This window comes from Metabacillus sediminilitoris (assembly GCF_009720625.1).
In the GTDB taxonomy this organism is placed as follows: domain Bacteria; phylum Bacillota; class Bacilli; order Bacillales; family Bacillaceae; genus Metabacillus; species Metabacillus sediminilitoris.
On sequence record NZ_CP046266.1, the window covers coordinates 1,490,360 to 1,514,472 of the forward strand.

The following is a 24,113-nucleotide window of genomic DNA, read 5'->3' on the forward strand; positions in this document are numbered from 1 at the left end:
ATGTTTGTGATCGAGTATACTTATATCTTATCAAATAAAGGAATAAACTAGAATCCTCATATGAAAAAATTGGAAAGGTAAATTATGATTCCTTGTTAGTTACTTTTTCCTTTTCAGTCAAATCCTTTACAACATCTTCAATCGTCACATTTTCTAATGATTTTTCTAAGGCAAGTTGTGCAATAGAAAACAGTGGTTCAATTGTACTTTGAATATTTCTGCCGACTGGGCAATTTGGATTTGGCTTTTCATGAACACCGAAAAGTTCATTATCTTTCACAACATTCACTGCTTTGTAAACATCTAATAAAGATATATCTGATAGCGGTTTAGCAAGTTCCGCTCCTGCAACTCCAGGTTTTACCTTTACCAATCCTGCACTTTTTAGCATTCCGGTAATTTTCCTGATCACAACAGGATTTGTATTGACACTGTCTGCCATAAATTCTGATGTATTAACACCATTCTTGTTTATTTCTAATAGAGATAATATATGAATTCCCACAGCAAATCGACTACTGATGGACATAATATTCGCCTTCCTTTATCTTCAATCTATTTATTTATTATAAAGTAAGAAACCTTTAATACAAGTGATGACATGTGATAAGAATCTTAAAATTAAGATGATGTTACAAAATAGTAGTTGACAAATACGCAACCTGTAACTTATATTATTACATGTAATCAAATTAGTTACAACTTAATAAAATAAAATTTCTGGAGGTATAGAGTATGAATATTGGAATCATTGGAGCAACTGGAAAAGCAGGAAGCCTAATCTTAAAAGAGGCTGTTGAAAGAGGACATCAAGTAACAGCTGTCGTTAGAGACGCAGCTAAACTTACAGATAAAAATGCAACTGTTTTAGAAAAAGATATTTTTCATTTAACTTCAGAAGATGTAAAGCCGTTTGATGTAGTTGTCAATGCATTTGGTGCGCCATTAGGAGAAGAACAAGCACATGTTGACGCCGGCCATGCACTTATTGAAGCACTCAAAGGTACTGATACAAGAGTAATCGTCGTAGGTGGTGCAGGAAGTTTATATGTTGATGAGGCTAAAACGGTAAGAGTAATGGACACACCTGATTTTCCTGAGATGTTTAAACCAACAGCATCAGGACAAGGAAGAAACCTTCAAGAATTACAGGAAACAACTGATATTTCATGGACATTTATTAGCCCATCTGCCCTATTTGATTCTGAAGGAGAAAGAACCGGAGCTTATCAAGCAGGGAAAGATCACCTACTTGTAAACGCAAAAGGGGAAAGCTATATCAGCTATGCTGACTTTGCTATTGCAGTATTGGATGAAATTGAACATCCAAAACATAAAAATGAACGATTTACGGTTGCTTCAAAATAAGTAAAGCGCCTTGTTCATGCCCTGAAAAGTATTAAGGCTGGGAATTGATTCCCCAGCCTTTTTTTAATGAAAGAATCGTTTATTACGGAAAAATGTGACGGGTCTATATGATCGTCATTTTGGACAATATGCTTTGATATGTAGCTAATATCCTATCCTGTAAATATCACTTCGTATGTTTTTTCTCACTTTTTCAAGGTGTACAGAGGCATATTTCTAGATGATGGAAAGGATTTTTGATATTTTAAATAGAATAGAAATACAATATTAATAAAGGGGTGAATCCAATGAGTCTAAATGATTGGTTTTTAAAAGGACTTACATATGAGCAATATACGGATCAAATGAATGTGAATAAGGATGATATGCTGTCAATCTATAACAGATTTACTTTAAATGAAGATGATGATGCATTTTTAGAAAAGATTCAAGATAAGCAGCTGAGAGTGATTGTTTTAACAGAAGATTGGTGTGGTGATGCTCTTGTCAATAATCCAATTTTAATGAAGGTTGCAGAGGCTGCAAATATGGAAGTTCGTTTTTTACTTAGAGATCAAAACCTTGAACTGATGGATCAATATTTAACAAACGGTACATCACGTTCAATTCCAATCTTTATTTTTATTGATCAAAATGGGAATGAACAAGCAGTATGGGGACCGAGAGCGCAAAAAATTCAAAACATGGTTGATCTTGAAAGAGCTAAGCTACCAGCAGCTGATTCGCCTAATTTCAAAGATAAGCAATCCGAAATGTTTAAAAAATTCCGCGAATCTTATTTAAATGATGAATCAATTTGGGAACATATTTCTTATAGTATGATTACTCTTTTAAAAGGAAATGATCTTCATCATAAATAAGAAGATAAAATGATGCATTGAGAAGTTCACCGCCACTACATTTTCATTATAGGGTTTATCATTTATAATAAATATGTAGTGAGGTGAGCAAATGGCAAGAGAGCGTAAGTTTTCAGGCGAAAGAGCTTTTTCAAACAACAAAACATTCCCTCATCGAATTAGGCTATGATGGTTTTACGTTTAGTTTATTAGCTGACAAATTAAATGTAGCAAGAGGGACATTGTATAAATATTACGAAAATAAAGATGAGTTAATTTCATCATTCCTAGTCTTTGAGATGAATGAATTTCTTTTAGAGTTAAAACAAATTGATACGATAAAAGGATTTAAAAGGCAATTTGATTTCCTAATGTGGAAAATAGATATGAGGGTCAGGCGTGGATGGCGAGAAGCTATCAACGCCTTTTTAATTTCCTGAAAAAAGATGCCTTTATTGTAGGCTATCAATTTATCATTTTCTTGTAAGATTTCCTAACAATTCATCTATACAATCAGCCTTTTGCAAAGTATTATAAAGATAAAAACTAGTAAGGGGAAATTGTATGAATGAATTGCTAGACAGAATTTTCTCTTTAGCAGATATAAATGATATCATCGATCATATTAGTAATGTATTAAAAAAACCGGTTATTCTTGAAAGTGATCATTTTTTTCTACTAGCTTACAATTCCTATTATGTGAATCATTATGATACTGCAAATCAACAAACAATATTTGCAAAAAAATGCCCATTAAATATTTTCGAAAAATTCGTTGAGACTGGGATCATTGATCAACTTAAAACAATTCCAACACCGTTTCGTATCGATAAAATGGAAGAAATCGGTTTGAATCAACGAGTTGTTGTAAGCGCTAAATATAAGGATTCCATAATGGGATATATTTGGGTGCAAGAATTGGATAACCAGCTAACTGATGAAGAAATGAACTTTTTATATGATGTTTCTTTTCATGTTGGAAAGATTATTAATCAAAAAAATAAACGGAAGCAGGAAAAAGAAGAGTGTAGAGAGATCTTCTTTCGTAAAGCCATTAATAATGAATTTAAAAGTGAAAAAGAGTTAAGGCGTGAGGCAACTAATTTGAACATCATTCTACCTTCTATATATAATGTGATGGTAGTAGATGCAATAAATGCCGAAGAGGATCTTGTTGAGGAGTTAAAGGAAACGATTAGATCATATCTCAATTTAAAAGATAATACGAGTCATGTCTTAATTAATCAGTCGATTATTGTTATAATTGTTGGCTGTTATTCTCTTAACTATTCGCCTGTAGCCGCTTCATTACAAATCGTTGAAAATCTATTAACGAATTTTGATGTGAAACGATACTCGAATATTTTTATAGGTGTAGGTAATGAATATCAACAATTATGCTCTCTGCATGCAAGCTATGAAGAAGCACTTGAAGTGATCGAGATTGCTGAAAAACTTGGTACCCAAGAGAATGTTCCATATGAATATAATAGATTGGGAATCTTACATTATCTTGACGTAATAAAAGAAAAAAATAGGAAACGAAATTATTTAAATCAAAATATCCAAATTCTTAAAGCAAAGGATCAAGAAAGTCAAACAGAATTGCTCAAAACACTTGAATATTATTTAATGAACAACTGTAAGTTAAAGCCGACAGCTGAGCAAATGTTTATTCACCCAAACACATTAAATTATCGAATTAAACAAATAACAGATTTAACGTCCATTGATTTTTCAGACTTTAATCAAAAATGTCAGCTCTTCCTTGATTTGATGCTACTGAAGGGAAACAGTTGACAACGATAAGTGATAGGACCTCCATATACAGTGGTATATGGAGGTCCTATTGTTTTTTACAAAACGTTATCATATGAGGCTAAAGCTGAAATCGAACTTGTTCATATTTAAGTTGGTTAAGCTGTACCGTACCATTTATTTTCATCCTTCATAAATTATTACAAAGTATTTAAATTATGGACTGTATCCCAAAAATGGGTCGTAATGAAAAATACATTGATTCAAACTATTGTTTTATAGATCTAGGAGGAGTAAAAATGAAAAGTGAATTAAGTTTAGAAAACTATGAAATCGATAATCAAGAAGATGCATTAAGAGAATCATTAGAAGAAGACGGTGAAGACGTTATGGAGAAACATGATTTCATGTACGGCAGTGGATTAGTTTTTGAAGACGAAGAAGACGAAGAAGACGAAGAAGACGAAGAAGACGAAGAAGACGAAGAAGACGAAGAAGACGAAGAAGACGAAGAAGACGAAGAAGACGAAGAAGACGAAGAAGACGAAGAAGACGAAGAAGACGAAGAAGACGAAGAAGACGAAGAAGACGAAGAAGACGAAGAAGACGAAGAAGACGAAGAAGACGAAGAAGACGAAGAAGAAGACGAAGAAGACGAAGAAGACGAAGAAGACGAAGAAGACGAAGAAGACGAAGAAGACGAAGAAGACGAAGAAGACGAAGAAGACGAAGAAGACGAAGAAGACGAAGAAGAAGACGAAGATGACGAAGAAGACGAAGAAGACGAAGATGACGAAGAAGACGAAGAAGACGAAGATGACGAAGATGACGAAGAAGACGAAGAAGACGAAGAAGATGAAGATAACGAAGATGACGAAGATGACGAAGATGACGAAGAAGATGAAGAAGATGAAGAAGACGAAGAAGATGAAGAAGACGAAGATGACGAACAACTACATGTTCAAGAAATAGAGAAATCGGAAGATATGATTCAAGATGTCGTAATGAATGAATCAAACGAAAATGAATATGCAGAAGTTGACCTTGAGGAACTTAGAAGGGAAATTATCCATGCAGTAATTGCCAAACTTCAACCTGAATAGATTTGATCGTGCTGTACACAGAAACATAATCGTTTAATCAAAACACCTTTTCAAGGATTTGAAAAGGTGTTTTATCTATTGCAACACAATTATGCGGTAATCCAATCAGGGTTATTGTTATTCATTCCTTCAATGAAAACTACCAATTAAAAGCTAGGGACTAAGATGATTTTCTGCTCGTTTCTTTGAGTAAAGTTTCAAAGTTTGCTTTTGCAGAATGTTTGACCCACGCTTTAAGCACGACTCTAAGCATTTCTTTCTTCTTGTCATTTTTGTCGATATTAACTACATTTTTCTGATCATCATGACTTTCTTCAGGAATGGCAAGTGGGATAGTTTCCATTTCGCTTGTTGGAGTGGCCACTTCATTTGGAGGTGTTATGACTTCATCAGTAATGACAGAGTTATTCATCTCAGGAACAAATTCATATTGAGTTACAACAGTTTCTTTCGCTTCAAATGATTTTTTCCACACAGCAAGTATATCAGCCCCGACCCGATCCCATTCGTATAATGTTTGGGCGAGTTCTCTTCCGCGTTTTCCCATTCTTTTCATTAGTGATCTGTCTGAAAGAATTTCTGATATCTTTTCTCTGAAAGCTGCGGGATCTTCTGGATTCTCAACGATAAGGCCATTTTCTCGGATTCGAATGACTTCTGGATTTCCGCCTCTTGCGGTTGTAACAATCGGAAGACCGGCTGCCATTGCTTCATAGTGGACACGTGCAAGCGGTTCTTGCCAAATTGATGTACATACAAATAAATCAGCAGCTGCAAACCAATTTTGGATTTCACTTGGTGCGACAAAGCCTGTCGTCACTACGGGTATAGGTAGTTTATTTGCCAATGCTCTTACGTATGCGACATAATCTGTGACATCATTTTGACTAAACCATTTACTGCCGACAATGACTAATGCTAAATCTTTAAATTTTCTTGAAAGCTCAGGTAATGCTCGAACAAGCCGATCTACACCTTTGTTATTTGACAGTCTCCCTGCAAATAAGATGACCGTTTTGTTTACTAAACCATTTGCTGCACGAATTTCATTGCGGATTTTTTGCATTTTAGGATGACTGCCTGGTAAGAATCGATTCGTATCAACACCAGAATAAATAGTTTGAACCTTTGATGATGCCTGCGGATATAATTCTTTGATGACATTCCCTATATAATTGCTGACGGTAACAATGTTTGTGACTTCATTTAAGGCAGCTGTTGCTTCTTCAGGGGCGATTTTCTCCGGATTAAACATGTCATTATGCATACTTAAGGTGATTTTTGCATGTGGTGCTGCTTGGCGAACAGGTAGGACGAGGCGGGGGCGATTAAAGATATGGATTAGATCGAATTGATTTGTTTGCAGGTAGCGAACCACCTCTTCTCGATAAACTTCGAATATTTTACCTGTTACACGAACATAATGTGTGCCATTAATTGTTTCTTGATCAGGGAGTGAAGGATCGTTTATTCCGAGTATCGTAATATCATGAACTTTACTTAAATAGGGTAAACTGCCGGCAATATAGGTTTGAATAGCACCTCCTAGTACTGGCGGAACAGGTAGCTTTTCTGTACAAATCATTAGTATCTTCATGTTTATTCAACTCCCTTCCAATCGTCTTTTATTTCTTCTAATACTGGCCATTTTGTCTGATCTGTATCAACTATTGTTTGAATCATTGATATGGTAGTTGGATCATTTAGAAATATTTCTGGATCATATACGACTTCTTTAATATTTTTGTAAAAATCATTTGGAAGAGATAACTCGATCATGATGATGTCATATAGCTTTGATGAAATTGGATTTGCCTCGTGATAGGCCTTAATCATCTCTCTTACCCAAGTGGCATCCCATCTATATAAATCTGCCATAGTGCCGGTGATCAGTTTTGTCAAATCGCGAATCGGGAGATCATACGCAACACCGTCAAGGTCAATAATCCACATCCCATTAGCTCCCATTTGCCCATTTGACCAGCCATAATCTTGATGCACCAATCCCCAATATTCATTGCCGTGTTGAACTAACTCCAAATAGCTTGATTGATTTAATCTTTCTAAGCTCCTTTTTGCTTGTTCTTCAAAACCATCTACTACACTCAATAAATGAGAACTTGCAGGCAATTCATTATATGCATTGGCAATGTTTCGAAACCAATCCATTTTCGTGATGACTTTTTGGTAGCTCTTTGGCCATTTATATAATCTTGAGGCAACTTCAGATTGGGACGGGGGTACATATCCTTTGCTTAATTGATGAAATTCCCCGAGTGCATGGCAAAGATGTTTAGCGCCTTCCAAATCTTTTGTTACAGGTGTTAATGGTTCAATCCACTCTGCGACAAACCATAATTTCCCGCCTGCTTCAACATAATTGCTGCCATCTTTCGTTTTGATAATTGGAGGTACGCGTGCTTCCTTAACATTGACTAAATATTCTTGTGCTCCAAGGCTGAACATACTTCTAGTAGGCCTTCTGTGTAAAAGTTTTAAACTTTTAGGACCTGCACTTGTTTCTAACTTCCAAATGGAGCCGCCTTTATCTGGTTTTGTCGTAACGACTTTAATGCTCTGTACGGAGAAATCGTAGTATTCAAGTACATTTTGTGCAATTTGTTCAATGTACTCAGGAACAAAAAATTCATACGTTAATTCATCTTCTTCCCATGGCACAATTAAGATCTTCTCCATAAAAACCCCTCCTATGAACTTATTAAAGTATGTTCCGCCAGGCAGGTCGCGACAAATTCATCATGTTTTCCCACTTGTTTTAATGATATAGAGACACCAAGTTATGCACAAATAGTCATCAAATGGGATACCGCAACAGAGACGGGGGGGGGTAACTATTAATTAAATCGATTAAATAGTTACATCACTTGTTGCCCAAGTAGTTAATATTATATGGGGAAGTTTTTGTGACTTACATATCCTTGATTGTGGTAGATCGACACCTCTGGAGTAATCATACTTTTTATTAACCTATGTAAAAATAAAAATATTGTATAGGACAGCTTACCTAAACTGCTATGTATTAGTTGTATGTTTACATTAGGGACAAAGATGTAATAGTTAAAAAAAATTCCTTATTTTAAACGAATCCCATATACACAATTGGTGTTTCTTCCATAAGTATATAGAAAGCTCTCGTCACCTGAAGGTATAAAAAAAGGAGGGGTTAGGATGAGGATACGTAAAGCGATTATTCCAGCTGCAGGGCTAGGTACGAGATTTTTACCTGCAACAAAAGCATTGCCGAAAGAAATGCTTCCTATCGTTGATAAACCGACGATTCAATATATTGTTGAAGAAGCTGTTGCTTCAGGAATTGAAGATATTATAATCATAAGCGGCCGCGGCAAGCGTTCGATTGAAGATCATTTTGATCAATCATACGAGTTGGAGGATGCTCTTTTAAAAAAAAACAAACAACTATTATTTGAAGAAGTTCAAAAAATATCCAGCTTAGCAAATATTCATTATATAAGACAAAAAGAACCTAAGGGACTTGGTCATGCCATCTATTGTGCGAGAAGTTTTATTGGAAATGAACCATTTGCTGTTTTACTGGGGGATGACATTGTCAAATCTAATAAACCTTGTTTAAAACAATTAATTGAGGTGTTTAATCGTTATCATTCTTCCATTGTTGCCGTCCAACAAGTTTTGGAGGATGATGTTTCAAAATATGGAATCATCAAGCCAAAAGGAAGCGAAATTGATAAAAATGTCATCAATATTGAAGCATTAGTAGAAAAACCGAAGAAGGAGGATGCTCCTTCCCGTTTTGCGATCATGGGCAGGTATGTATTGAGACCTGAAATCTTTGATATCTTAAAAGACTTACCACCAGACAAGAGTGGTGAAATTCAATTAACGGATGCTATCAATAAAATGAATCAGACTCAAGCTGTTTATGCCTATCAGTTTCACGGCCAGCGATATGACATAGGAAATAAAATGGGTTTTATTCAGGCAACAATCGATTTTGCCTTACAGCGTCAGGATTTGCGTGATGAGGTCATTCGCTATTTAAAAGAGGTGATCGCGATTAACGATTTAAATGAATAGTGAAAAGGGCAGGGATTGTGATATTTAGAAGAGACACGAAGAAAGATTAGGATATTAGATCATTTCCGTGTCATTTCCCCTTTTGCTGCCATAATCTATAAGAAACTGTTTTTCAAACAAGAGATATGAAGAGAATTGAGGTGTCTTGAATGAACATTGCAGTGATCGGTGCCGGTTATGTGGGAACGACAACAAGTGTTGCCTTTGCTGAATATGGTCATAAGGTTATTGTGGTTGATCATGACCTAAAAAAAATCGAAAAGTTACAACAGTCTATTCTCCCCTTTTATGAAGAAGGAATAGAGGATTTATTAAAAGTGCTCATTACGAAAGGAAATATATCATTTACAGAAAATGTTAATAGTGCCATTAATCAAAGTGATCTGTTGTTTATTACGGTCGGTACTCCTTCATTAGACGATGGAGTAGCAGACATTTCATATGTCGAGGAAGTTGCAAGGACGATCGGACAACATATGAATGATCATAAAATCATTGTGATCAAAAGCACCGTCCCGATCGGTACAGGTGATAAAGTAAAGGACATTATAAATGAAGAATTAGCAAATAGAAATAAACAGATACCATTCGATGTCGTTTCAAACCCTGAATTTTTACGTGAAGGAAAAGCATTACATGATGCACGATACCCTGAAAGAATTGTCATTGGGTGTAATAGCAAGAAGGCAGAAAAAGAAATGAAAGATTTGTATAAAGAGGTAAACGCCCAACTATTGATTACGTCTGTAAAAGATGCGGAAATGATTAAGTATGCCTCAAATACATTTTTAGCAACGAAGATTTCTTTTATCAATGAATTAGCTAGACTTTGCGAAAAAATGGGTGTTGATATAACGAATGTAGCGAAAGGAATGGGATTGGATAGCCGAATTGGCCCGCAATTCCTTCATGCCGGAATTGGATATGGGGGATCCTGTTTTCCTAAAGATGTGAAAGCTTTGAAAGCCTTATCTTTACAAGAGAAAATTCCTTTGCACATTCTTGAAGCAGTAACACATATAAATGACACACAAGCAGAATGGTTTATGCAAAAGGTGAAAAATACACTTGGTGATCTTTCAGGAAAACGAATTGCTATTCTAGGGCTTACTTTCAAACCGGATACTGATGATATAAGAGAAGCCTCCTCGATTAAAATCATCGATTTCCTCATTAAAAATCAAGCTGTTATTTCAGCTTATGATCCAAAAGGGATAGAACATGTAAAAAAAATATTTCCATCAATAACCTATACTTCAACACCTTTTGAAGCTTTACAAGGAGCAGATGCGATTATACTTGTAACAGAATGGAAAGACATTATTGAGATAGATTGGAAGGCTGCGAAAAACAGCATGAATCAACCGTTTTTATTCGATGGAAGAAATGCTCTAAATGCTTCTAGAATGGTGAAATTAGGCTACTCATATTTTGGAGTTGGCTTGCCTTCGAACTAATTCCACACGTTTTCCCTAGTTTCCTCTGATTTTAATCTAAAATCAGGTTATCCTCACATCAAGACAATACCATGGTAGGAAGGGGGTTCAACCTTGCATCAACATCAAACTCCTGAATATATATTTATAACTGGTTGTGCTGGTTTTATAGGCTTTCATTTAGCTAAAAGATTGTTAGATGAAGGCTATTATGTGCTAGGTTTAGATAATTTGAACGGTTATTATGATCCTCAATTAAAACTAGATCGATTAAGTATCTTAAAGCGTCATCCTCAATTTAGCTTTGTAAAAGGCTCTCTCGAAAATCTAGAATTATTAGAAAGTCTTTTTGAGCAATACAATCTAGTAACAGTTGTTAACCTGGCAGCACAAGCTGGAGTAAGATACAGCCTTATAAATCCACATATGTATATTCAGTCAAACCTTGTTGGTTTTACAAATATATTAGAATGCTGTAAAACCTATCACATCAACCATCTGTTATATGCCTCATCAAGTTCTGTTTATGGTGATAATAAGCAAATTCCGTTTTCAGTAAATGATCGGGTTGACAATCCAATTAGTTTATACGCTGCTACAAAAAAGTCTAATGAACTATTGGCTTATACGTATAGTCATTTATATAAACTTCCTGCAACAGGACTAAGATTTTTCACTGTATATGGCCCATGGGGCAGACCTGACATGGCCTTATTTACCTTTGCAAACGCAATTTGCAATCAACAGCCAATTGAAATTTACAATTATGGGAAGATGAAACGAGATTTCACTTATATAGATGATGTCATTGAATCGATATATCGTTTAATGAAGAAAGGGCCCCTAGCAGATCAAGCCGTACCTCATAAAATCTATAACATCGGAAATAATCAACCTGTAGAATTAACCGATTTTATTCAAATACTAGAAAAAGAAATAGGTAAGCAAGCAACTAAGACGTTTTTACCAAGACAGCCAGGAGATGTGTTGGAGACATATGCAGATATTGATGAGTTAATAAAGGATATTTCCTACAAACCCCTCGTAACAATCGACGAAGGAATTCCTCAGTTTGTGAAATGGTTTAAACAATACTATAAAATTTCTTAATTTCTTGGAATAAAATAAGCCCCATATCCTGATGGGGCATGATTACTTAGTTTGATATTTGTCATTCGTGTTTCATCAAATTTCGTAGAAATGCTATACACAAACAATAAAATTGGCATCCTGATTTGCAAAGGGACATAAATGGAATTTATAGTTTTGTAACAATCATTGAGATTGACATGAACTAAAAAAACAGTGCAAAAAGTGAATTGCACTGCTTAGTGATAACCATAGTATGTAACTTTGTTTTAACACGAAACTAATCAATCAGACCAATTGATTTTAATCCATTATAAATACCAGACTCTGTCACTTTTGTTGTTGTATGCTTTGCATACTGAAACAGGTCTGGATGTGCATTTCCCATTGCAAAGCCTTCTCCAACAAAGCTCAGCATTTCTTTATCATTCATCCCGTCACCAAATGCAATGGATGAACTTCTCGGAAGATCAAGGAGTTCAATGATATGCTGAACAGCAATTCCTTTATTAACATTATCTCTAATGACATCATATGCATGACGTAATCCATCAACATTTACTTGTGATAAGTGGATACTTGGCTCCTCTTGCTCATATAGAGCTGGCTCATTTTCGCTTAAATTCATTAGCGTAATTCCAAGTATTTGCTGAAGAGCATCTGACGAGAATGGTTCATTTTGTTTAATATGAAAAGCTTCAATAAACTCTTTTACAATCGAACTATTCAAATCAGAAAAGATATTTTTCTCATGAGTGTATAAAACGAGCTCATGATCATTCTTTTTTGCAATATCCACGAAATTCCTTACTGTTTTTTCATTCATTGGCGACTTAAAAATATCTTTTCCTTTATGTATAGCATATGCACCGTTATAACCAATAAAGGAGTCAATAGTAAGTTCATTAGCGATATGAGCGATTTCGTGTAGTGGTCTGCCAGTAGCAAGGAAAACCTCAAGTCCCTTTTTCTTTACCTCTGCAATTGCATGCTTCGTTGAACCCTCAATTGTGTCATCAGGCTTTAAAATGGTTCCATCAATGTCTAAAAATAAAACTTTGTAAGCTGTCATCATCTACTCCCGCACATTTATTTTTTATTTGGACAATACTTACATAAATTTTACCATATCATCGCTTATTTGTGAAAATCCCTTCAAGCTTCATTCATACACAATAAAATCTTAGGAAAAAAATATTTTTATACATTTTTGGTTTAATATTCTTTTTCTCGGGAATAATAATATCGAAATGAATCATCAAACGTGTTTTGATTTAGGAGGAAATAGTTAATGGCACAAGGAAAAGTAAAATGGTTTAATTCAGAAAAAGGTTTTGGATTTATTGAAGTAGAAGGTGGAGAAGACGTTTTCGTACATTTCTCTTCTATTCAAGGTGAAGGTTACAAAAGCTTAGATGAAGGCCAAGAAGTTACTTTTGATATCGAACAAGGTAACAGAGGCCCACAAGCAGCTAACGTTCAAAAAATATAAACCAATAGAACCAAATATAAACCATACAAACAAGCAGTCCATTTTTTAATGGGCTGTTTTTGTTTGGTTTTTAAATATTTCAACAAATAAAAAGAAGGACCGACTTATATGAAAATAAGTTAGCCCTCTTGGAGAATCCGTCTGTAAAACATGTCTTGAAAAAGGTATAGTTAAAGTATATCCCTTTATTGGAGTCTTATTCAAAAGAACATTTACTACTTTGGATTGAAATGAATGCTTTTACCCTTTTACCGCTTTCTATCCTATTTTTTATAGACAAAGATGATTAAGGTTGTACAAATATAACTGCTTATTAAGCATGTTGTCTTATTCTTTTAGTGAATGATGAAATGGAGTGTCGTCAGTGTCACAAAACATCGAAAAACATATTTTAGATTGGTTTAATCATTTTCATACACATCCGGAAGTTAGTTGGAAAGAATTTAAAACGACCGATAAAATTGCGGAGATTTTAGATGATCTTGGAGTACACTATCGCAGATTTTCAGACGTAACAGGTCTCATTGCCGAAATAGGGGTAGGGGATGAAGTGATTGCCGTCCGTGCTGATATTGATGCTCTATGGCAGGAGGTAGATGGCACTTGGCAAGCAAATCATTCATGTGGCCATGATGCGAACATTTCCATGGTTCTTGGGGCTTTGCTATATTTACAAAATCAGCAATTAAATAAGAAAATTCGCTTTATCTTTCAACCTGCTGAGGAAAAAGGCAATGGTTCGATTGCCATGATTGAGAGAGGGGCACTCCAGGGTGTTACACATTTATTTGGCATTCATCTTCGTCCAGTCGATGAATTGCCATTTGGAAAAATTTCACCTTCCATTCATCATGGAGCTGGGATTTTTATGGAAGGTGAAATTAATGGGATAGACGCACATGGTGCAAGGCCACATCAAGGAAAAAATGCCATCGACGTCATTGTTGCATTACATCAATACATAAAATCCATCTATGTATCACCTTTCGAACCACATTCTGCTAAGCTGACAAAAATTATCACAGGCGGCGAGAGTGTAAATATCATTCCAGGTAAGGCGGAGTTCGCAATGGATGTACGTGCCCAGTGCAATGAAGTTTTAAATATGTTAAAAGAAAAAATAGATGAAGGGATAACTTCCTTAAAACATCTTTACAATGTAGACATTGATTGGAAATGGAATGATTTTACACCCGGTGCAGAAGTATCAGCTGAATCAGAGGCAATAGCTGAAAAAGCGATACGTCAAATCATTGGTGATCACGCTGTTGCACAGCCAGTTATTACCTCTGGAAGCGATGATTTTCATTTTTATACGGTTAAACATCCTGAAGTGAAAGCATCCATGATTGGAGTTGGAGCGGACCTAACTCCTGGATTGCACCATCCAAAGATGATGTTTAATAGAGCTGCCCTTAATATTGGTTCACGTGTATTAGCAGAAACATTAATGAAAGCTTAAATAGTAACTTTTGGTAGTGCTCCGGTTTAGCTGCTCAGAATTGTAAGGAAGGAACGTCCTTATAGCTGTGCGGCTATTTACCTGAGACCAGAACAAGCCAGGGTTTAAAGGGTCTAATTTTTAATAGTTTTTCTCTCTATTGAAAGCTGTTTTATATATTGACGAAATGAACCTATTGATGATATTCTTCTATTGTTAATTAGTTTACAAAACAAATTAATTAAAATGCTAATCCGGATTTAAGCCATCTCAACCTATTTTATTAAATAAAAGGGGGAAAAGATACACAAAATAGGTTGTGTTCCTTTGATGTATTCTTCTAAATTCATTATTCAATCTGGTAATTTTGAAGCAGTTGAAGTAGAATGTATAAATGAGCCTTATTTAACTGAATTTTGTGAACTTACCAATTCTAATAAAACTCACAAGATACAGAGGTAAACGGGTATGTCCCTTGCCATTCATAATGATTTAACTATATGTTAAAATATATTTATTATGTAACAAGAAAGGAAATGAATATGTCAAAACAACAAATAGGTGTTATTGGTTTAGCAGTAATGGGGAAAAACCTTGCATTAAATATTGAAAGCAGAGGCTACTCAGTTGCTGTATTCAATCGTTCTTACGATAAAACAGAAGAATTTTTAAAGAACGAAGCTGAAGGAAAAAACTTTGTTGGTGCTAAAACAGTTGAAGAATTCGTTAATTCATTAGAAAAACCACGTAAAATTCTTTTAATGGTTAAAGCTGGTGCAGCAACAGACGCAACAATTGATTCATTAAAACCATATCTTGAAGAAGGCGACATTTTAATGGATGGCGGTAACACATTCTTCCAAGATACAATTCGTCGTAATAAAGAATTAGAATCAACTGGAATCCATTTCATTGGAACAGGTGTTTCAGGCGGTGAAGAAGGAGCTCTAAAAGGACCTTCTATTATGCCTGGTGGACAAAAAGAAGCATATAAACTTGTTGAGCCAATTTTAACAGCAATTTCTGCTAAAGTTGAAGGCGACCCATGTGTTACATATATCGGGCCAAACGGTGCAGGACATTATGTGAAAATGGTTCATAACGGAATCGAATATGGCGATATGCAATTAATCTGTGAAGCATATTTCATCCTTAAAAATGTCCTTGGCTTAAGCGCACAAGAATTCCATGAAGTATTCTCTGAGTGGAACAAAGGTGAGCTTGACAGCTATCTAATCGAGATTACAGCTGACATCTTCACAAAAGTTGATGAAGAAACAGGTAAACCGCTTGTTGACGTGATTCTTGATACTGCTGGACAAAAAGGTACTGGAAAATGGACAAGCCAAAACGCATTAGACTTAGGTGTTCCACTTCCAATTATCACTGAATCTGTATTTGCTCGTTTCATCTCAGCAATGAAAGATGAGCGCGTAAAAGCTAGCCAAGTATTAGCAGGACCATCTGCACAAGAATACAAAGGCAATAAAGAAGAATTAATTGAAGCTGTACGTAAAGCATTATACTTAAGTAAGATTGTTTCTTATGCTCAAGGTTTTGCACAAATGCGCGCAGCATCTGAAGAATACGATTGGAACCTAAGTTACGGAGAAATCGCGATGATTTTCCGTGGCGGATGTATCATTCGTGCACAATTCTTGCAAAAAATTAAAGATGCATATGATCGTGACGCAGAATTAGCTAACCTTCTATTAGATCCATACTTCAAAGAAATTGCAGAAGGTTACCAATCAGTATTACGTCAAGTTCTTGCAGTAGCAATTGAAAATGGTATTCCAGTACCATCATTCTCAAGTGCAATTGCTTACTATGACAGCTACCGTACGGAAACATTACCAGCTAACCTTCTTCAAGCACAACGTGACTACTTCGGTGCACATACGTACCAACGTGTTGACAAAGAAGGAATTTTCCATACAAACTGGATGGAAAAATAAATCGTTCTTACCCTGATTTATAGCAATGTGTTATAACAATGAATATTGAGCCCAAAAACCCCCTTTTCGTAATAAACCATTACTTGAAGGGGGTTTTTCCATTGATTTGAGGAATAGTATCCATTATAGATTGGATGAAGGGCTAGACATGTTGAGGTTTTTATAAGAAAAGTCCTTCATCCCCCGAATGAAGACCAAAACTAATGAAAATACCAAAAGAAAAGTCCTTCATCCCCCGAATGAAGGCCAAAACTAATGAAAATACCAAAAGAAAAGTCCTTCATCCCCCGAATGAAGGCCAAAACTAATGAAAATACCAAAAGAAAAGTCCTTCATCCCCCGAATGAAGGCCAAAACTAATGAAAATACCAAAAGAAAAGTCCTTCATCCCCCGAATGAAGGCCAAAACTAATGAAAATACCAAAAGAAAAGTCCTTCATCCCCCGAATGAAGGCCAAAACTAATGAAAATACCAAAAGAAAAGTCCTTCATCCCTCCGAATGAAGGCCAAAACTAATGAAAATACCAAAAGAAAAGTCCTTCATCCCTCGAATGAAGGCCAAAACTAATGAAAATACCAAAAGAAAAGTCCTTCATCCCCCGAATGAAGGCCAAAACTAATGAAAATACCAAAAGAAAAGTCCTTCATCCCTCCGATGAAGCCCAAACTAACTAAAATTGTCATTAAGGATTTAGCGCCAGCTTAGTTTTTCAACTCAATACATAAATAAATCACTGTATAATAAAAATAATTATTATCCTATCGCATGACAATGAAAGCACTCTCAGTCAATTTTTCGCAAAAACCAAACAGTTTCAGGTAACGAAAAATCAATATAAATGGTATAAACTATAGATAGTTTCATTGAAAGGATTGATTCATTTGAATGAAACGCTTGCTGTAAATTATCGAATGCAGGGGTTGGGAGGGTATTCTTTAGAATACCATTCACATCAAGAATATGAGGTTTATTTTTTTCATTCAGGATCTTGTCGATATTTAATTCATAATCAAATATATGATTTACAGCCTGGTGATATTTTGTTAATGGATGGCTTGACCCTTCATAAACCAAATATAAACCCAACCGTTGAGTATGTGAGAAGTGTTGTTCACTTTTCGCCTCATTGGATTAAAAGTTTGCTGGAAGAACTGGGAAGTATGTACTTGATTGAAGTTTTTCAAAGACTTCATCATTGTTTAATACGTACAAATGGAAATGATGAATCGAAACGGCTTGAGGAAATTATTTGTCGTCTAGATGAGCTTCAGAAAAGATCTAATGGAAACGATCCAATAGCTGAGACAGAAATGAAAGTATTATTAATTCAAGTGTTAATTAGTGTGTATCGACTAGGTCAAATGGAGTCCTTTAAAAATCCTTATCAAAAAGGAGATAAAGTCGAACATGCTGAAAATATTGCCGCTTATATTCAATTGAATTACATGAAGAAAATGACGCTTGAATCAATTGCAGAGGCATTAAATTTAAGTAAGTCTTATGTGTCACATGTATTTAAAGAAATGACAGGGTTTACAGTTATGGAATATGTAATGGGATGTCGATTAACCCAAGTAAAATATTCACTTGAAATGGAACCTGATAAATCATTACATGAAATTGCACATGATTGCGGTTTTGAAAGCGCATCACATTTTAGTCGCTATTTCCGAGACAAAGTAGGGGTTACTCCAAAGGAATATCGTCAGTTGCGTTTGCGAAAATCGCAAGTAATGAAATAAACAAATTGATTAGATCAGTAAGGGAGGATATGACAACAATGAATAACAACTTAAAGATTTCTGGATTTTCTGATGAAATCTCTTCAAATTTTGATACACAACTTGAAGTTGTCACAAAGCTTGGCATGAAGTATATTTCATTGCGCGGCATTGATGGCAAAAATATAGGAGATTTTACAGTAGATGAAATAAAAGCAAATGTGCAGCCGCGACTACAAAAATCAGGTGTCAACGTCTCCTCTATCGGTTCACCAATCGGTAAGGTTTTCATTAATGATGAAGAAGGCTTTTCTAAACAGAAGAAGATGTTGGATATTCTCTGCCAAATATCAAATCTATTAAATTGTAACTATATTCGGATCTTTAGTTTTTATATTCCTAAGGGTGAAAATCCAGATCAATATAAAGAGGAAGTCATTAGCAAGTTAAAGGAATTTGCAGCAATTGCAGAAAAATACAATATAGTTTTAGTCCATGAGAACGAGAAGGATATCTACGGTGATATTGGCCGACGCTGCCACGATATTTTGACAGAAGTAGGTTCGCCAGCGTTTAAAGGCATTTTCGATTTCGCGAACTTTGTACAATGTGGAGAAGATACTCAACAATGCTACGATTTACTAAGAGATGAGATCATTTACATCCATATCAAGGATGCTGTTACGACAGATAGTCAAAACGTTGTATGTGGTACTGGTGATGGAAAGATCCCAGAACTGCTTTCTCAATTCATAAAAAGCGGCTACGAAGGCTTTTTAACCCTTGAGCCACATCTAGTATTATTCGATTCTTTAAAAGATTTAGAACTTGAGGATGCTGCAGAAGTTATTAAGGACAATAAAGGGCTTGACGGTGAAGGCGGCTATAAGCTTCAGTATGAAGCACTTTTAGAAATACTTAAAAAGATTGAAAGTGAGGAGAAATAAAATGTCAAAAGTAAGATTAGGAATTATCGGTGTAGGTCAACAAGGTGGAACATATGCAGGATTTATTTCAGAAGGTAAAGTTAAAAACATGGTGATCGGTGCGATCTGTGACATTGATCCTGCTAAAAAGGAAATGTGTGCTGAAAAGTATCCTGATGTACCTTTTTATGATAACTACATTGAAATGATTGAAAGCGGTAATGTTGATGCAGTTGTTACTTGTGTACCACATTATCTACATCCGGAAATGGCAATTGAAGCATTAAAAAGAGATATCCATGCATTAGTTGAAAAACCAGCTGGCGTTTACACAAAACAAGTAAAAGAAATGAATGAATTTGCTGCATCAAAACCTGAATTAACATTCGGTATTTTCTTTAACCAAAGAACAAATCCACTGTATCAAAAATTAAAAGAACTGATTGATAATGGAGAAATTGGTAATATCCGCCGTACAAACTGGATTATTACAACATGGTGGAGACCACAAGGTTATTATGATCAAAGTGCATGGAGAGCAACTTGGGGCGGTGAAGGCGGCGGTGTCCTTGTTAACCAAGCACCACACCAAATCGACTTACTTCAATGGATTTGCGGTATGCCTAAAAAAGTCTATTCAAGTGTTAAATATGGCTACCAACGAAATATCGCAGTTGAAGATGAAGTAACAACAATTCTTGACTACGGAAATGGTGCTACGGGTGTATTTATTACTTGTACACATGATGTCCTTGGAACAGATCGATTTGAAATCTTAGGTGATAAAGGAAAAATCGTTGTTGATGATAGTAAGAAAATTACAATCAAACGTCTAAATAAACCTGAGTCTGATATGAGCGATACAATGAGCATGCATGATGTTATGAAAATTTTCATGGGTGGAAATCCAGGAGATATTTACACGGAAGAAGTGCTTGAATTTGAAAGTGTATGGGGCGGTCAACATATCTCTGTTTTAGAAAACTTTGCCGCAAATATTCTAGACGGTACACCTTTAATTGCTCCTGGCAGTGACGGCATTCACGGTGTTGCACTAGCAAACGCTATCCACCTTTCAAGCTGGTTAGGAAAAGAAGTAGAACTTCCAATCGATGAAGAGCTTTACTTTGCTGAATTAAGTAAAAAAATTGAAGAAGAAAAAAAGAATCCGATTAAATAAGATTGATAAGCACCAAGCCTAGAAGAACAGGTCGCGGCGGTGTTTCAAGGTGATTAACGTGATTGCCTTTAAATGCTTGAACATACAAAAACCGATCATCTAAAGATAGGTAAGTCACCTTTCTTAAGATGATCGTCTCCTGTTTGTTTCTAAAGGCTTATCAAAGGAGCTTCTGCCTTGATCATTAGTTAGGTATCTTAAGTGATTCAAAGGGGGGATAGGATTATGCTAAAAGTAGCCGTTATTGGGCTTGGAGATATTTCGAATATTCATATTTCTGCTATCCAAGCTAACCCAAATGTTGAACTGGTAGCTGTTTGTGATATAGATGAAACATTAAAAGATCATGTAAGTGGTGTGAATTTTTACACTGATTATCAACAAATGTTAGAGCAAGAATCATTAGATTGTGTTCATAATTGTTTGCCGCATTATCTTCACTATCCAGTAACGAAAGCCTGTGTGCAAAAGGGTATTCATGTCTTTCAAGAAAAACCACTAGGACTTCATACGGAAGAGGGATTACAACTAGTTAAGTTAGAAGAAGACAATCGTCATATTAAAATCGGTATCTGTCTTCAAAACCGTTACAATGAATCATTTGAGAAACTTTATGAAATTGTTAACAGCGGTAAATATGGGAAAGTCATCGGAATTAAAGGTTTAGTAACGTGGTATCGACCAAAAGCCTATTACGATGTGAAACCATGGCGCGGAAAAATGGCATATGCTGGCGGCGGTGTCATGATAAACCAATCACTTCATACGTTAGATTTAATGCAGCTGATCGGCGGTGAAATTGAATCGATCAGGGGCTCTGTTGACAATCTATTAGATTATGATATTGAAGTAGAAGACACAGCTACTGCAAACATAAAATTTAAAAACGGTGCAAAAGGGTTGTTTTTTGCGACAAATGCAAATACAGGGAACTCCAGTGTGGAGCTGCAGGTAGTCTTTGAACAAGCTAAGTTCACGATCAAGGATAGCATTTTAACAAAAGTGAATGAAAGTGGCAAAAAAGTAGAGATCATCGAAGATACAAAGCTGCCTGGATCCAAATTTTATTACGGGGCAAGTCATACAAAATGTATCAATCATTTTTATACGTGTATTGAAAACAATACACAAGAGTATATTCATGCAAAAGATGCCCTTCCATCAATTAATATAATTGACATTATTCGCGAATCATCAGAAAACAAAAAAGAACTAAAAATGGAGGTTTTGGCGAAATGAAAAAAGGCAAAATCGGTGTTCAAATGATGATGTTAAAAGGTAAAGTAGAAGAGCTGGGTGCTTATGAAACAATGAGAAAGATTAAAGAGCTTGGCTATCGCGCAGTCGAAGTATCACAAATTCCTATGACAGCGGAAAATGTAGCTGAGTTGAAAAGAGCAAGTAAAGACTTTGATATCAAAATTGCCGCTATGTCTGCCAGCCTTGAACCAATGTTACCAGGTGCTCCAGGAGAAACGTTAACAAATGATTTCGAGAAAATTGTTAACGATTGCAAAACGTTGGAGTGTAACTTCTTACGTATCGGGATGATGCCGTTACACTTAATGGGCGATAAAGATAAAATTATGGATTTTATTAGTAGAGCGGAAGAAATGGCAGTAAGATTAGCGGAACATGGCATTGAATTATATTATCATACACATCACTTAGAATTCCAAAAATATGATGGTGTGTATTTATTAGATATGATCAAAAATAATACAACAAAACTTGGTTTTGAGCTTGATGTTCACTGGATTCAAAGAGCAGGTGAAAATCCGGTTGAATTTGTAAAACAATATGCTGGCCGTATTTCTCTCCTACACTTAAAAGACTACCGAATTGGACAAATGGATTTATCAAAAGTAGATTTTAATGACATGGCTAATTTCATGCAAATCTTCACGAATACGATTGAATTTGCAGAAGTTGGTGAAGGTAATCTTGATATGAAAGCAATTATTGAAGCAGGACTTGAGAGTGGAGCTCAATACTTTTTAGTTGAGCAAGACAATGTATATGGACGTGATCCATTTGATTGCTTAGAAACTTCTGCGGAAAACTTAAGAAAATTAGGATATTCTGATTGGTTTTAAACGATTACGTGTGTAGTATAAGAATTAAGCGGCTTTAGATTAGTAGATGAGATCTATTAATCTAGCCGTTTTTTTTATCTAGGAGAAAACAACATGATAGCAAGAAAAAATCCCCCTGTTCTAGTTAGAAGGGGGATTTAGTTCCTATCAAAAATTTATGCTAATGACTTATTTTTCTCGAAATTGATACAATTCTCATCGAAAGCGCCATTTTCAACATTAAAACTAAGCTCAGGAATTTCTAAAAAGTTTTTTATAACCAATGCACATGCTCCCATGACACTTGCATTTTTACCAAGCTCTGATATTAAAAGCTCACTATAGTGGCTGACAGAAGATGTTAAATTCGCTTTAATTTTATTGATTGTGTCAGGATACAGCTTCAATAGCTCACTATTTAGCACAATTGTTTCTGGATTTAACAAATTAATAATATTATTTAGACCAATCGATACATATTTGATAAGATGCTCCATTTGATCACATGCAGTTGGATCTTCGGATAAAAAGAGTTTTTGGACATCTTGATAAGTAAGATTTGTTTTATGCAGTTTTTCTGCCAATTCTTTAAAGAAGCTGGATTCAGAAGCATAAAGCTCCCAACAGCCCATATTTCCGCATTTACAAGGTATTCCCTCAGGAACAACAATCATATGCCCCATTTCCCCTGCATAACCATGGTAGCCTTTAAGAGGCTCTCCTTTGATCAAAACTCCAACACCAATCCCGGAGTACATACTAATACTTAATAAATTATCACTTTGATGATGCTGAAATACCTTTTCTGCAAAAGAACATAGGTTTGCATTGTTTTCAATAATGATGGGAATATTTATGCTCTTTTTTAAATCCCCCTTGAGGTCTTTGTTTCTCCATTGATAGCGCGGAACAAAGTTGATCAGTTGATCATTTGTAACAATACCATGAACAGCAATCCCAATACCGACAAGCCCAAAATGGCTTGACGAGCTCTGTTCCTTGAATACATTTATCTGATTTATTAGGATTTCAAGAATTTCATCATAATTAGAGTTATGAATCTCAATTGTAGTTGATTGAACGGGACAGCCAATCAAATCGGATAAAGTAAATGTAATATGGCGGTATTCTAAATCGATTCCTAATGCATATCCAGCTTTTCGATTAAGGGAAAGCATGATTGGCTTTCGGCCTACATTATTATGTTCTTGCTGGGATTCGACAATGAGTTCTTCATTTAATAAATCAGCAGCTTGAACGGAAATGGTTGCTCTCGTTAATTTTGTGATCTTGGATAAGTCAGCGCGTGAAATCATCCCGTGTTCAATAATTTTACTTATTATTAAGCTCCTGTTTATTTTTTTTATATAAGCAGCGTCACCAATAGCCATTAAAAATCACCCTTCATAAACAATAATATATAAGCCCTTTTAGTACACAATTATGACATAAAATACACGATTTTATGAATACTGAATCTATTTTATTTATTATAATAGATATTACTCTCAAAATATTGACGGAAAACTATTGAAATGATATTCTACAAGTAGTCAATTAATTTGTTTTGTAAACAAATTAATTGAGATACTATTTTATTCGAGTTCTGTGAACTAATAACATTATAGCACATAATACAAAATAGTTG

Annotated in this window: 21 protein-coding genes; 16 read left to right on the plus strand and 5 right to left on the minus strand. The window is 35.3% G+C overall.

Annotated features, from left to right (window positions below):
* Positions 1 to 82: 82 nt before the first annotated feature.
* The gene (locus GMB29_RS07245) at positions 83 to 529 is read right to left on the minus strand and encodes an Rrf2 family transcriptional regulator (protein ID WP_136358964.1); all 447 of its coding nucleotides are present in this window, start codon (positions 527 to 529) and stop codon (positions 83 to 85) included.
* 206 nt (positions 530 to 735) lie between these two features.
* Here GMB29_RS07245 and GMB29_RS07250 point away from each other — a divergent pair, with 206 nt between their 5' ends.
* The 5 genes from GMB29_RS07250 to GMB29_RS26925 all read left to right on the plus strand — a co-directional run bounded on the left by GMB29_RS07250 (position 736) and on the right by GMB29_RS26925 (position 5,068).
* Positions 736 to 1,368: an NAD(P)-dependent oxidoreductase gene (locus tag GMB29_RS07250; protein WP_136358962.1), complete on the plus strand. Its 633-nt coding sequence runs from the start codon at positions 736 to 738 to the stop codon at positions 1,366 to 1,368.
* Positions 1,369 to 1,655: 287 nt separating this feature from the next.
* Positions 1,656 to 2,228 carry a thioredoxin family protein gene (locus GMB29_RS07255; protein ID WP_136358960.1) on the plus strand — a complete coding sequence of 191 codons (573 nt, stop codon included), beginning with the start codon at positions 1,656 to 1,658 and terminating at the stop codon, positions 2,226 to 2,228.
* 83 nt (positions 2,229 to 2,311) lie between these two features.
* Positions 2,312 to 2,647: a TetR/AcrR family transcriptional regulator gene (locus GMB29_RS07260; RefSeq protein WP_168733987.1), complete on the plus strand. Its 336-nt coding sequence runs from the start codon at positions 2,312 to 2,314 to the stop codon at positions 2,645 to 2,647.
* A 124-nt stretch (positions 2,648 to 2,771) separates the two neighbouring features.
* Complete coding sequence (locus GMB29_RS07265) at positions 2,772 to 4,007, plus strand: PucR family transcriptional regulator (RefSeq protein WP_136358956.1); 1,236 nt, start codon at positions 2,772 to 2,774, stop codon at positions 4,005 to 4,007.
* A 257-nt stretch (positions 4,008 to 4,264) separates the two neighbouring features.
* On the plus strand, positions 4,265 to 5,068 hold the full coding sequence (locus GMB29_RS26925) for a hypothetical protein (protein ID WP_196305232.1): 804 nt from the start codon (positions 4,265 to 4,267) through the stop codon (positions 5,066 to 5,068).
* 160 nt (positions 5,069 to 5,228) lie between these two features.
* Here GMB29_RS26925 and GMB29_RS07275 read toward each other — a convergent pair whose 3' ends face one another.
* A complete protein-coding gene (locus GMB29_RS07275) occupies positions 5,229 to 6,665 on the minus strand; it encodes a glycosyltransferase family 4 protein (RefSeq protein WP_227551570.1) in 1,437 nt (478 codons plus the stop codon).
* A gap of 2 nt (positions 6,666 to 6,667) precedes the next feature.
* Complete coding sequence (locus tag GMB29_RS07280; RefSeq protein ID WP_136357578.1) at positions 6,668 to 7,765, minus strand: CotS family spore coat protein; 1,098 nt, start codon at positions 7,763 to 7,765, stop codon at positions 6,668 to 6,670.
* A 492-nt stretch (positions 7,766 to 8,257) separates the two neighbouring features.
* On the opposite strand from GMB29_RS07280, the gene galU reads away from it, so the two are divergent.
* The 3 genes from galU (at position 8,258) to GMB29_RS07295 (ending at position 11,691) form a co-directional block, all read left to right on the plus strand.
* Positions 8,258 to 9,145 carry a UTP--glucose-1-phosphate uridylyltransferase GalU gene (gene galU / locus GMB29_RS07285; protein ID WP_136357580.1) on the plus strand — a complete coding sequence of 296 codons (888 nt, stop codon included), beginning with the start codon at positions 8,258 to 8,260 and terminating at the stop codon, positions 9,143 to 9,145.
* Positions 9,146 to 9,294: 149 nt separating this feature from the next.
* Positions 9,295 to 10,602: a UDP-glucose dehydrogenase family protein gene (locus GMB29_RS07290; RefSeq protein WP_136357582.1), complete on the plus strand. Its 1,308-nt coding sequence runs from the start codon at positions 9,295 to 9,297 to the stop codon at positions 10,600 to 10,602.
* A gap of 93 nt (positions 10,603 to 10,695) precedes the next feature.
* Complete coding sequence (locus tag GMB29_RS07295; protein WP_136357584.1) at positions 10,696 to 11,691, plus strand: NAD-dependent epimerase/dehydratase family protein; 996 nt, start codon at positions 10,696 to 10,698, stop codon at positions 11,689 to 11,691.
* Between the two features lie 259 nt (positions 11,692 to 11,950).
* On the opposite strand, the gene GMB29_RS07300 is transcribed toward GMB29_RS07295, so the two are convergent.
* Positions 11,951 to 12,742 (minus strand): Cof-type HAD-IIB family hydrolase, encoded by a 792-nt coding sequence (locus GMB29_RS07300; RefSeq protein WP_136357587.1) that lies wholly within the window; start codon positions 12,740 to 12,742, stop codon positions 11,951 to 11,953.
* Between the two features lie 219 nt (positions 12,743 to 12,961).
* Here GMB29_RS07300 and GMB29_RS07305 point away from each other — a divergent pair, with 219 nt between their 5' ends.
* The 8 genes from GMB29_RS07305 (at position 12,962) to GMB29_RS07340 (ending at position 22,486) form a co-directional block, all read left to right on the plus strand.
* Positions 12,962 to 13,162 carry a cold-shock protein gene (locus GMB29_RS07305; protein WP_136357589.1) on the plus strand — a complete coding sequence of 67 codons (201 nt, stop codon included), beginning with the start codon at positions 12,962 to 12,964 and terminating at the stop codon, positions 13,160 to 13,162.
* Positions 13,163 to 13,526: 364 nt separating this feature from the next.
* Positions 13,527 to 14,624, plus strand: coding sequence for an amidohydrolase (locus GMB29_RS07310; RefSeq protein ID WP_136357591.1), 1,098 nt, complete (start codon positions 13,527 to 13,529; stop codon positions 14,622 to 14,624).
* Positions 14,625 to 15,145: 521 nt separating this feature from the next.
* On the plus strand, positions 15,146 to 16,561 hold the full coding sequence (gene gndA / locus GMB29_RS07315) for an NADP-dependent phosphogluconate dehydrogenase (protein ID WP_136357713.1): 1,416 nt from the start codon (positions 15,146 to 15,148) through the stop codon (positions 16,559 to 16,561).
* Between the two features lie 883 nt (positions 16,562 to 17,444).
* Complete coding sequence (locus GMB29_RS07320) at positions 17,445 to 18,305, plus strand: helix-turn-helix transcriptional regulator (protein WP_136357593.1); 861 nt, start codon at positions 17,445 to 17,447, stop codon at positions 18,303 to 18,305.
* Between the two features lie 38 nt (positions 18,306 to 18,343).
* Positions 18,344 to 19,231 (plus strand): sugar phosphate isomerase/epimerase family protein, encoded by an 888-nt coding sequence (locus GMB29_RS07325; protein ID WP_136357595.1) that lies wholly within the window; start codon positions 18,344 to 18,346, stop codon positions 19,229 to 19,231.
* A gap of 1 nt (position 19,232) precedes the next feature.
* The gene (locus tag GMB29_RS07330; RefSeq protein ID WP_136357597.1) at positions 19,233 to 20,390 is read left to right on the plus strand and encodes a Gfo/Idh/MocA family protein; all 1,158 of its coding nucleotides are present in this window, start codon (positions 19,233 to 19,235) and stop codon (positions 20,388 to 20,390) included.
* Positions 20,391 to 20,615: 225 nt separating this feature from the next.
* A complete protein-coding gene (locus tag GMB29_RS07335) occupies positions 20,616 to 21,629 on the plus strand; it encodes a Gfo/Idh/MocA family protein (protein WP_136357599.1) in 1,014 nt (337 codons plus the stop codon).
* Positions 21,626 to 22,486 carry a sugar phosphate isomerase/epimerase family protein gene (locus GMB29_RS07340; protein WP_136357601.1) on the plus strand — a complete coding sequence of 287 codons (861 nt, stop codon included), beginning with the start codon at positions 21,626 to 21,628 and terminating at the stop codon, positions 22,484 to 22,486. The genes GMB29_RS07335 and GMB29_RS07340 overlap by 4 nt, the downstream gene beginning before the upstream one ends.
* Before the next feature lie 155 nt (positions 22,487 to 22,641).
* Here GMB29_RS07340 and GMB29_RS07345 read toward each other — a convergent pair whose 3' ends face one another.
* Positions 22,642 to 23,856, minus strand: coding sequence for an ROK family transcriptional regulator (locus tag GMB29_RS07345; RefSeq protein ID WP_136357603.1), 1,215 nt, complete (start codon positions 23,854 to 23,856; stop codon positions 22,642 to 22,644).
* Between the last annotated feature and the right edge of the window lie 257 nt (positions 23,857 to 24,113).

Coding starts and splice junctions, on each gene's coding strand:
- GMB29_RS07280 (WP_136357578.1), bottom strand. CDS start 7,765: ATGGAGAAGATCTTAATTGTGCCATGGGAAGAAGATGAATTAACGTAT.
- GMB29_RS07250 (WP_136358962.1), top strand. CDS start 736: ATGAATATTGGAATCATTGGAGCAACTGGAAAAGCAGGAAGCCTAATC.
- GMB29_RS07265 (WP_136358956.1), top strand. CDS start 2,772: ATGAATGAATTGCTAGACAGAATTTTCTCTTTAGCAGATATAAATGAT.
- GMB29_RS07275 (WP_227551570.1), bottom strand. CDS start 6,665: ATGAAGATACTAATGATTTGTACAGAAAAGCTACCTGTTCCGCCAGTA.
- GMB29_RS07325 (WP_136357595.1), top strand. CDS start 18,344: ATGAATAACAACTTAAAGATTTCTGGATTTTCTGATGAAATCTCTTCA.
- GMB29_RS07300 (WP_136357587.1), bottom strand. CDS start 12,742: ATGACAGCTTACAAAGTTTTATTTTTAGACATTGATGGAACCATTTTA.
- galU (WP_136357580.1), top strand. CDS start 8,258: ATGAGGATACGTAAAGCGATTATTCCAGCTGCAGGGCTAGGTACGAGA.
- GMB29_RS07245 (WP_136358964.1), bottom strand. CDS start 529: ATGTCCATCAGTAGTCGATTTGCTGTGGGAATTCATATATTATCTCTA.
- GMB29_RS07340 (WP_136357601.1), top strand. CDS start 21,626: ATGAAAAAAGGCAAAATCGGTGTTCAAATGATGATGTTAAAAGGTAAA.
- gndA (WP_136357713.1), top strand. CDS start 15,146: ATGTCAAAACAACAAATAGGTGTTATTGGTTTAGCAGTAATGGGGAAA.
- GMB29_RS07335 (WP_136357599.1), top strand. CDS start 20,616: ATGCTAAAAGTAGCCGTTATTGGGCTTGGAGATATTTCGAATATTCAT.
- GMB29_RS26925 (WP_196305232.1), top strand. CDS start 4,265: ATGAAAAGTGAATTAAGTTTAGAAAACTATGAAATCGATAATCAAGAA.
- GMB29_RS07345 (WP_136357603.1), bottom strand. CDS start 23,856: ATGGCTATTGGTGACGCTGCTTATATAAAAAAAATAAACAGGAGCTTA.
- GMB29_RS07290 (WP_136357582.1), top strand. CDS start 9,295: ATGAACATTGCAGTGATCGGTGCCGGTTATGTGGGAACGACAACAAGT.
- GMB29_RS07255 (WP_136358960.1), top strand. CDS start 1,656: ATGAGTCTAAATGATTGGTTTTTAAAAGGACTTACATATGAGCAATAT.
- GMB29_RS07330 (WP_136357597.1), top strand. CDS start 19,233: ATGTCAAAAGTAAGATTAGGAATTATCGGTGTAGGTCAACAAGGTGGA.
- GMB29_RS07305 (WP_136357589.1), top strand. CDS start 12,962: ATGGCACAAGGAAAAGTAAAATGGTTTAATTCAGAAAAAGGTTTTGGA.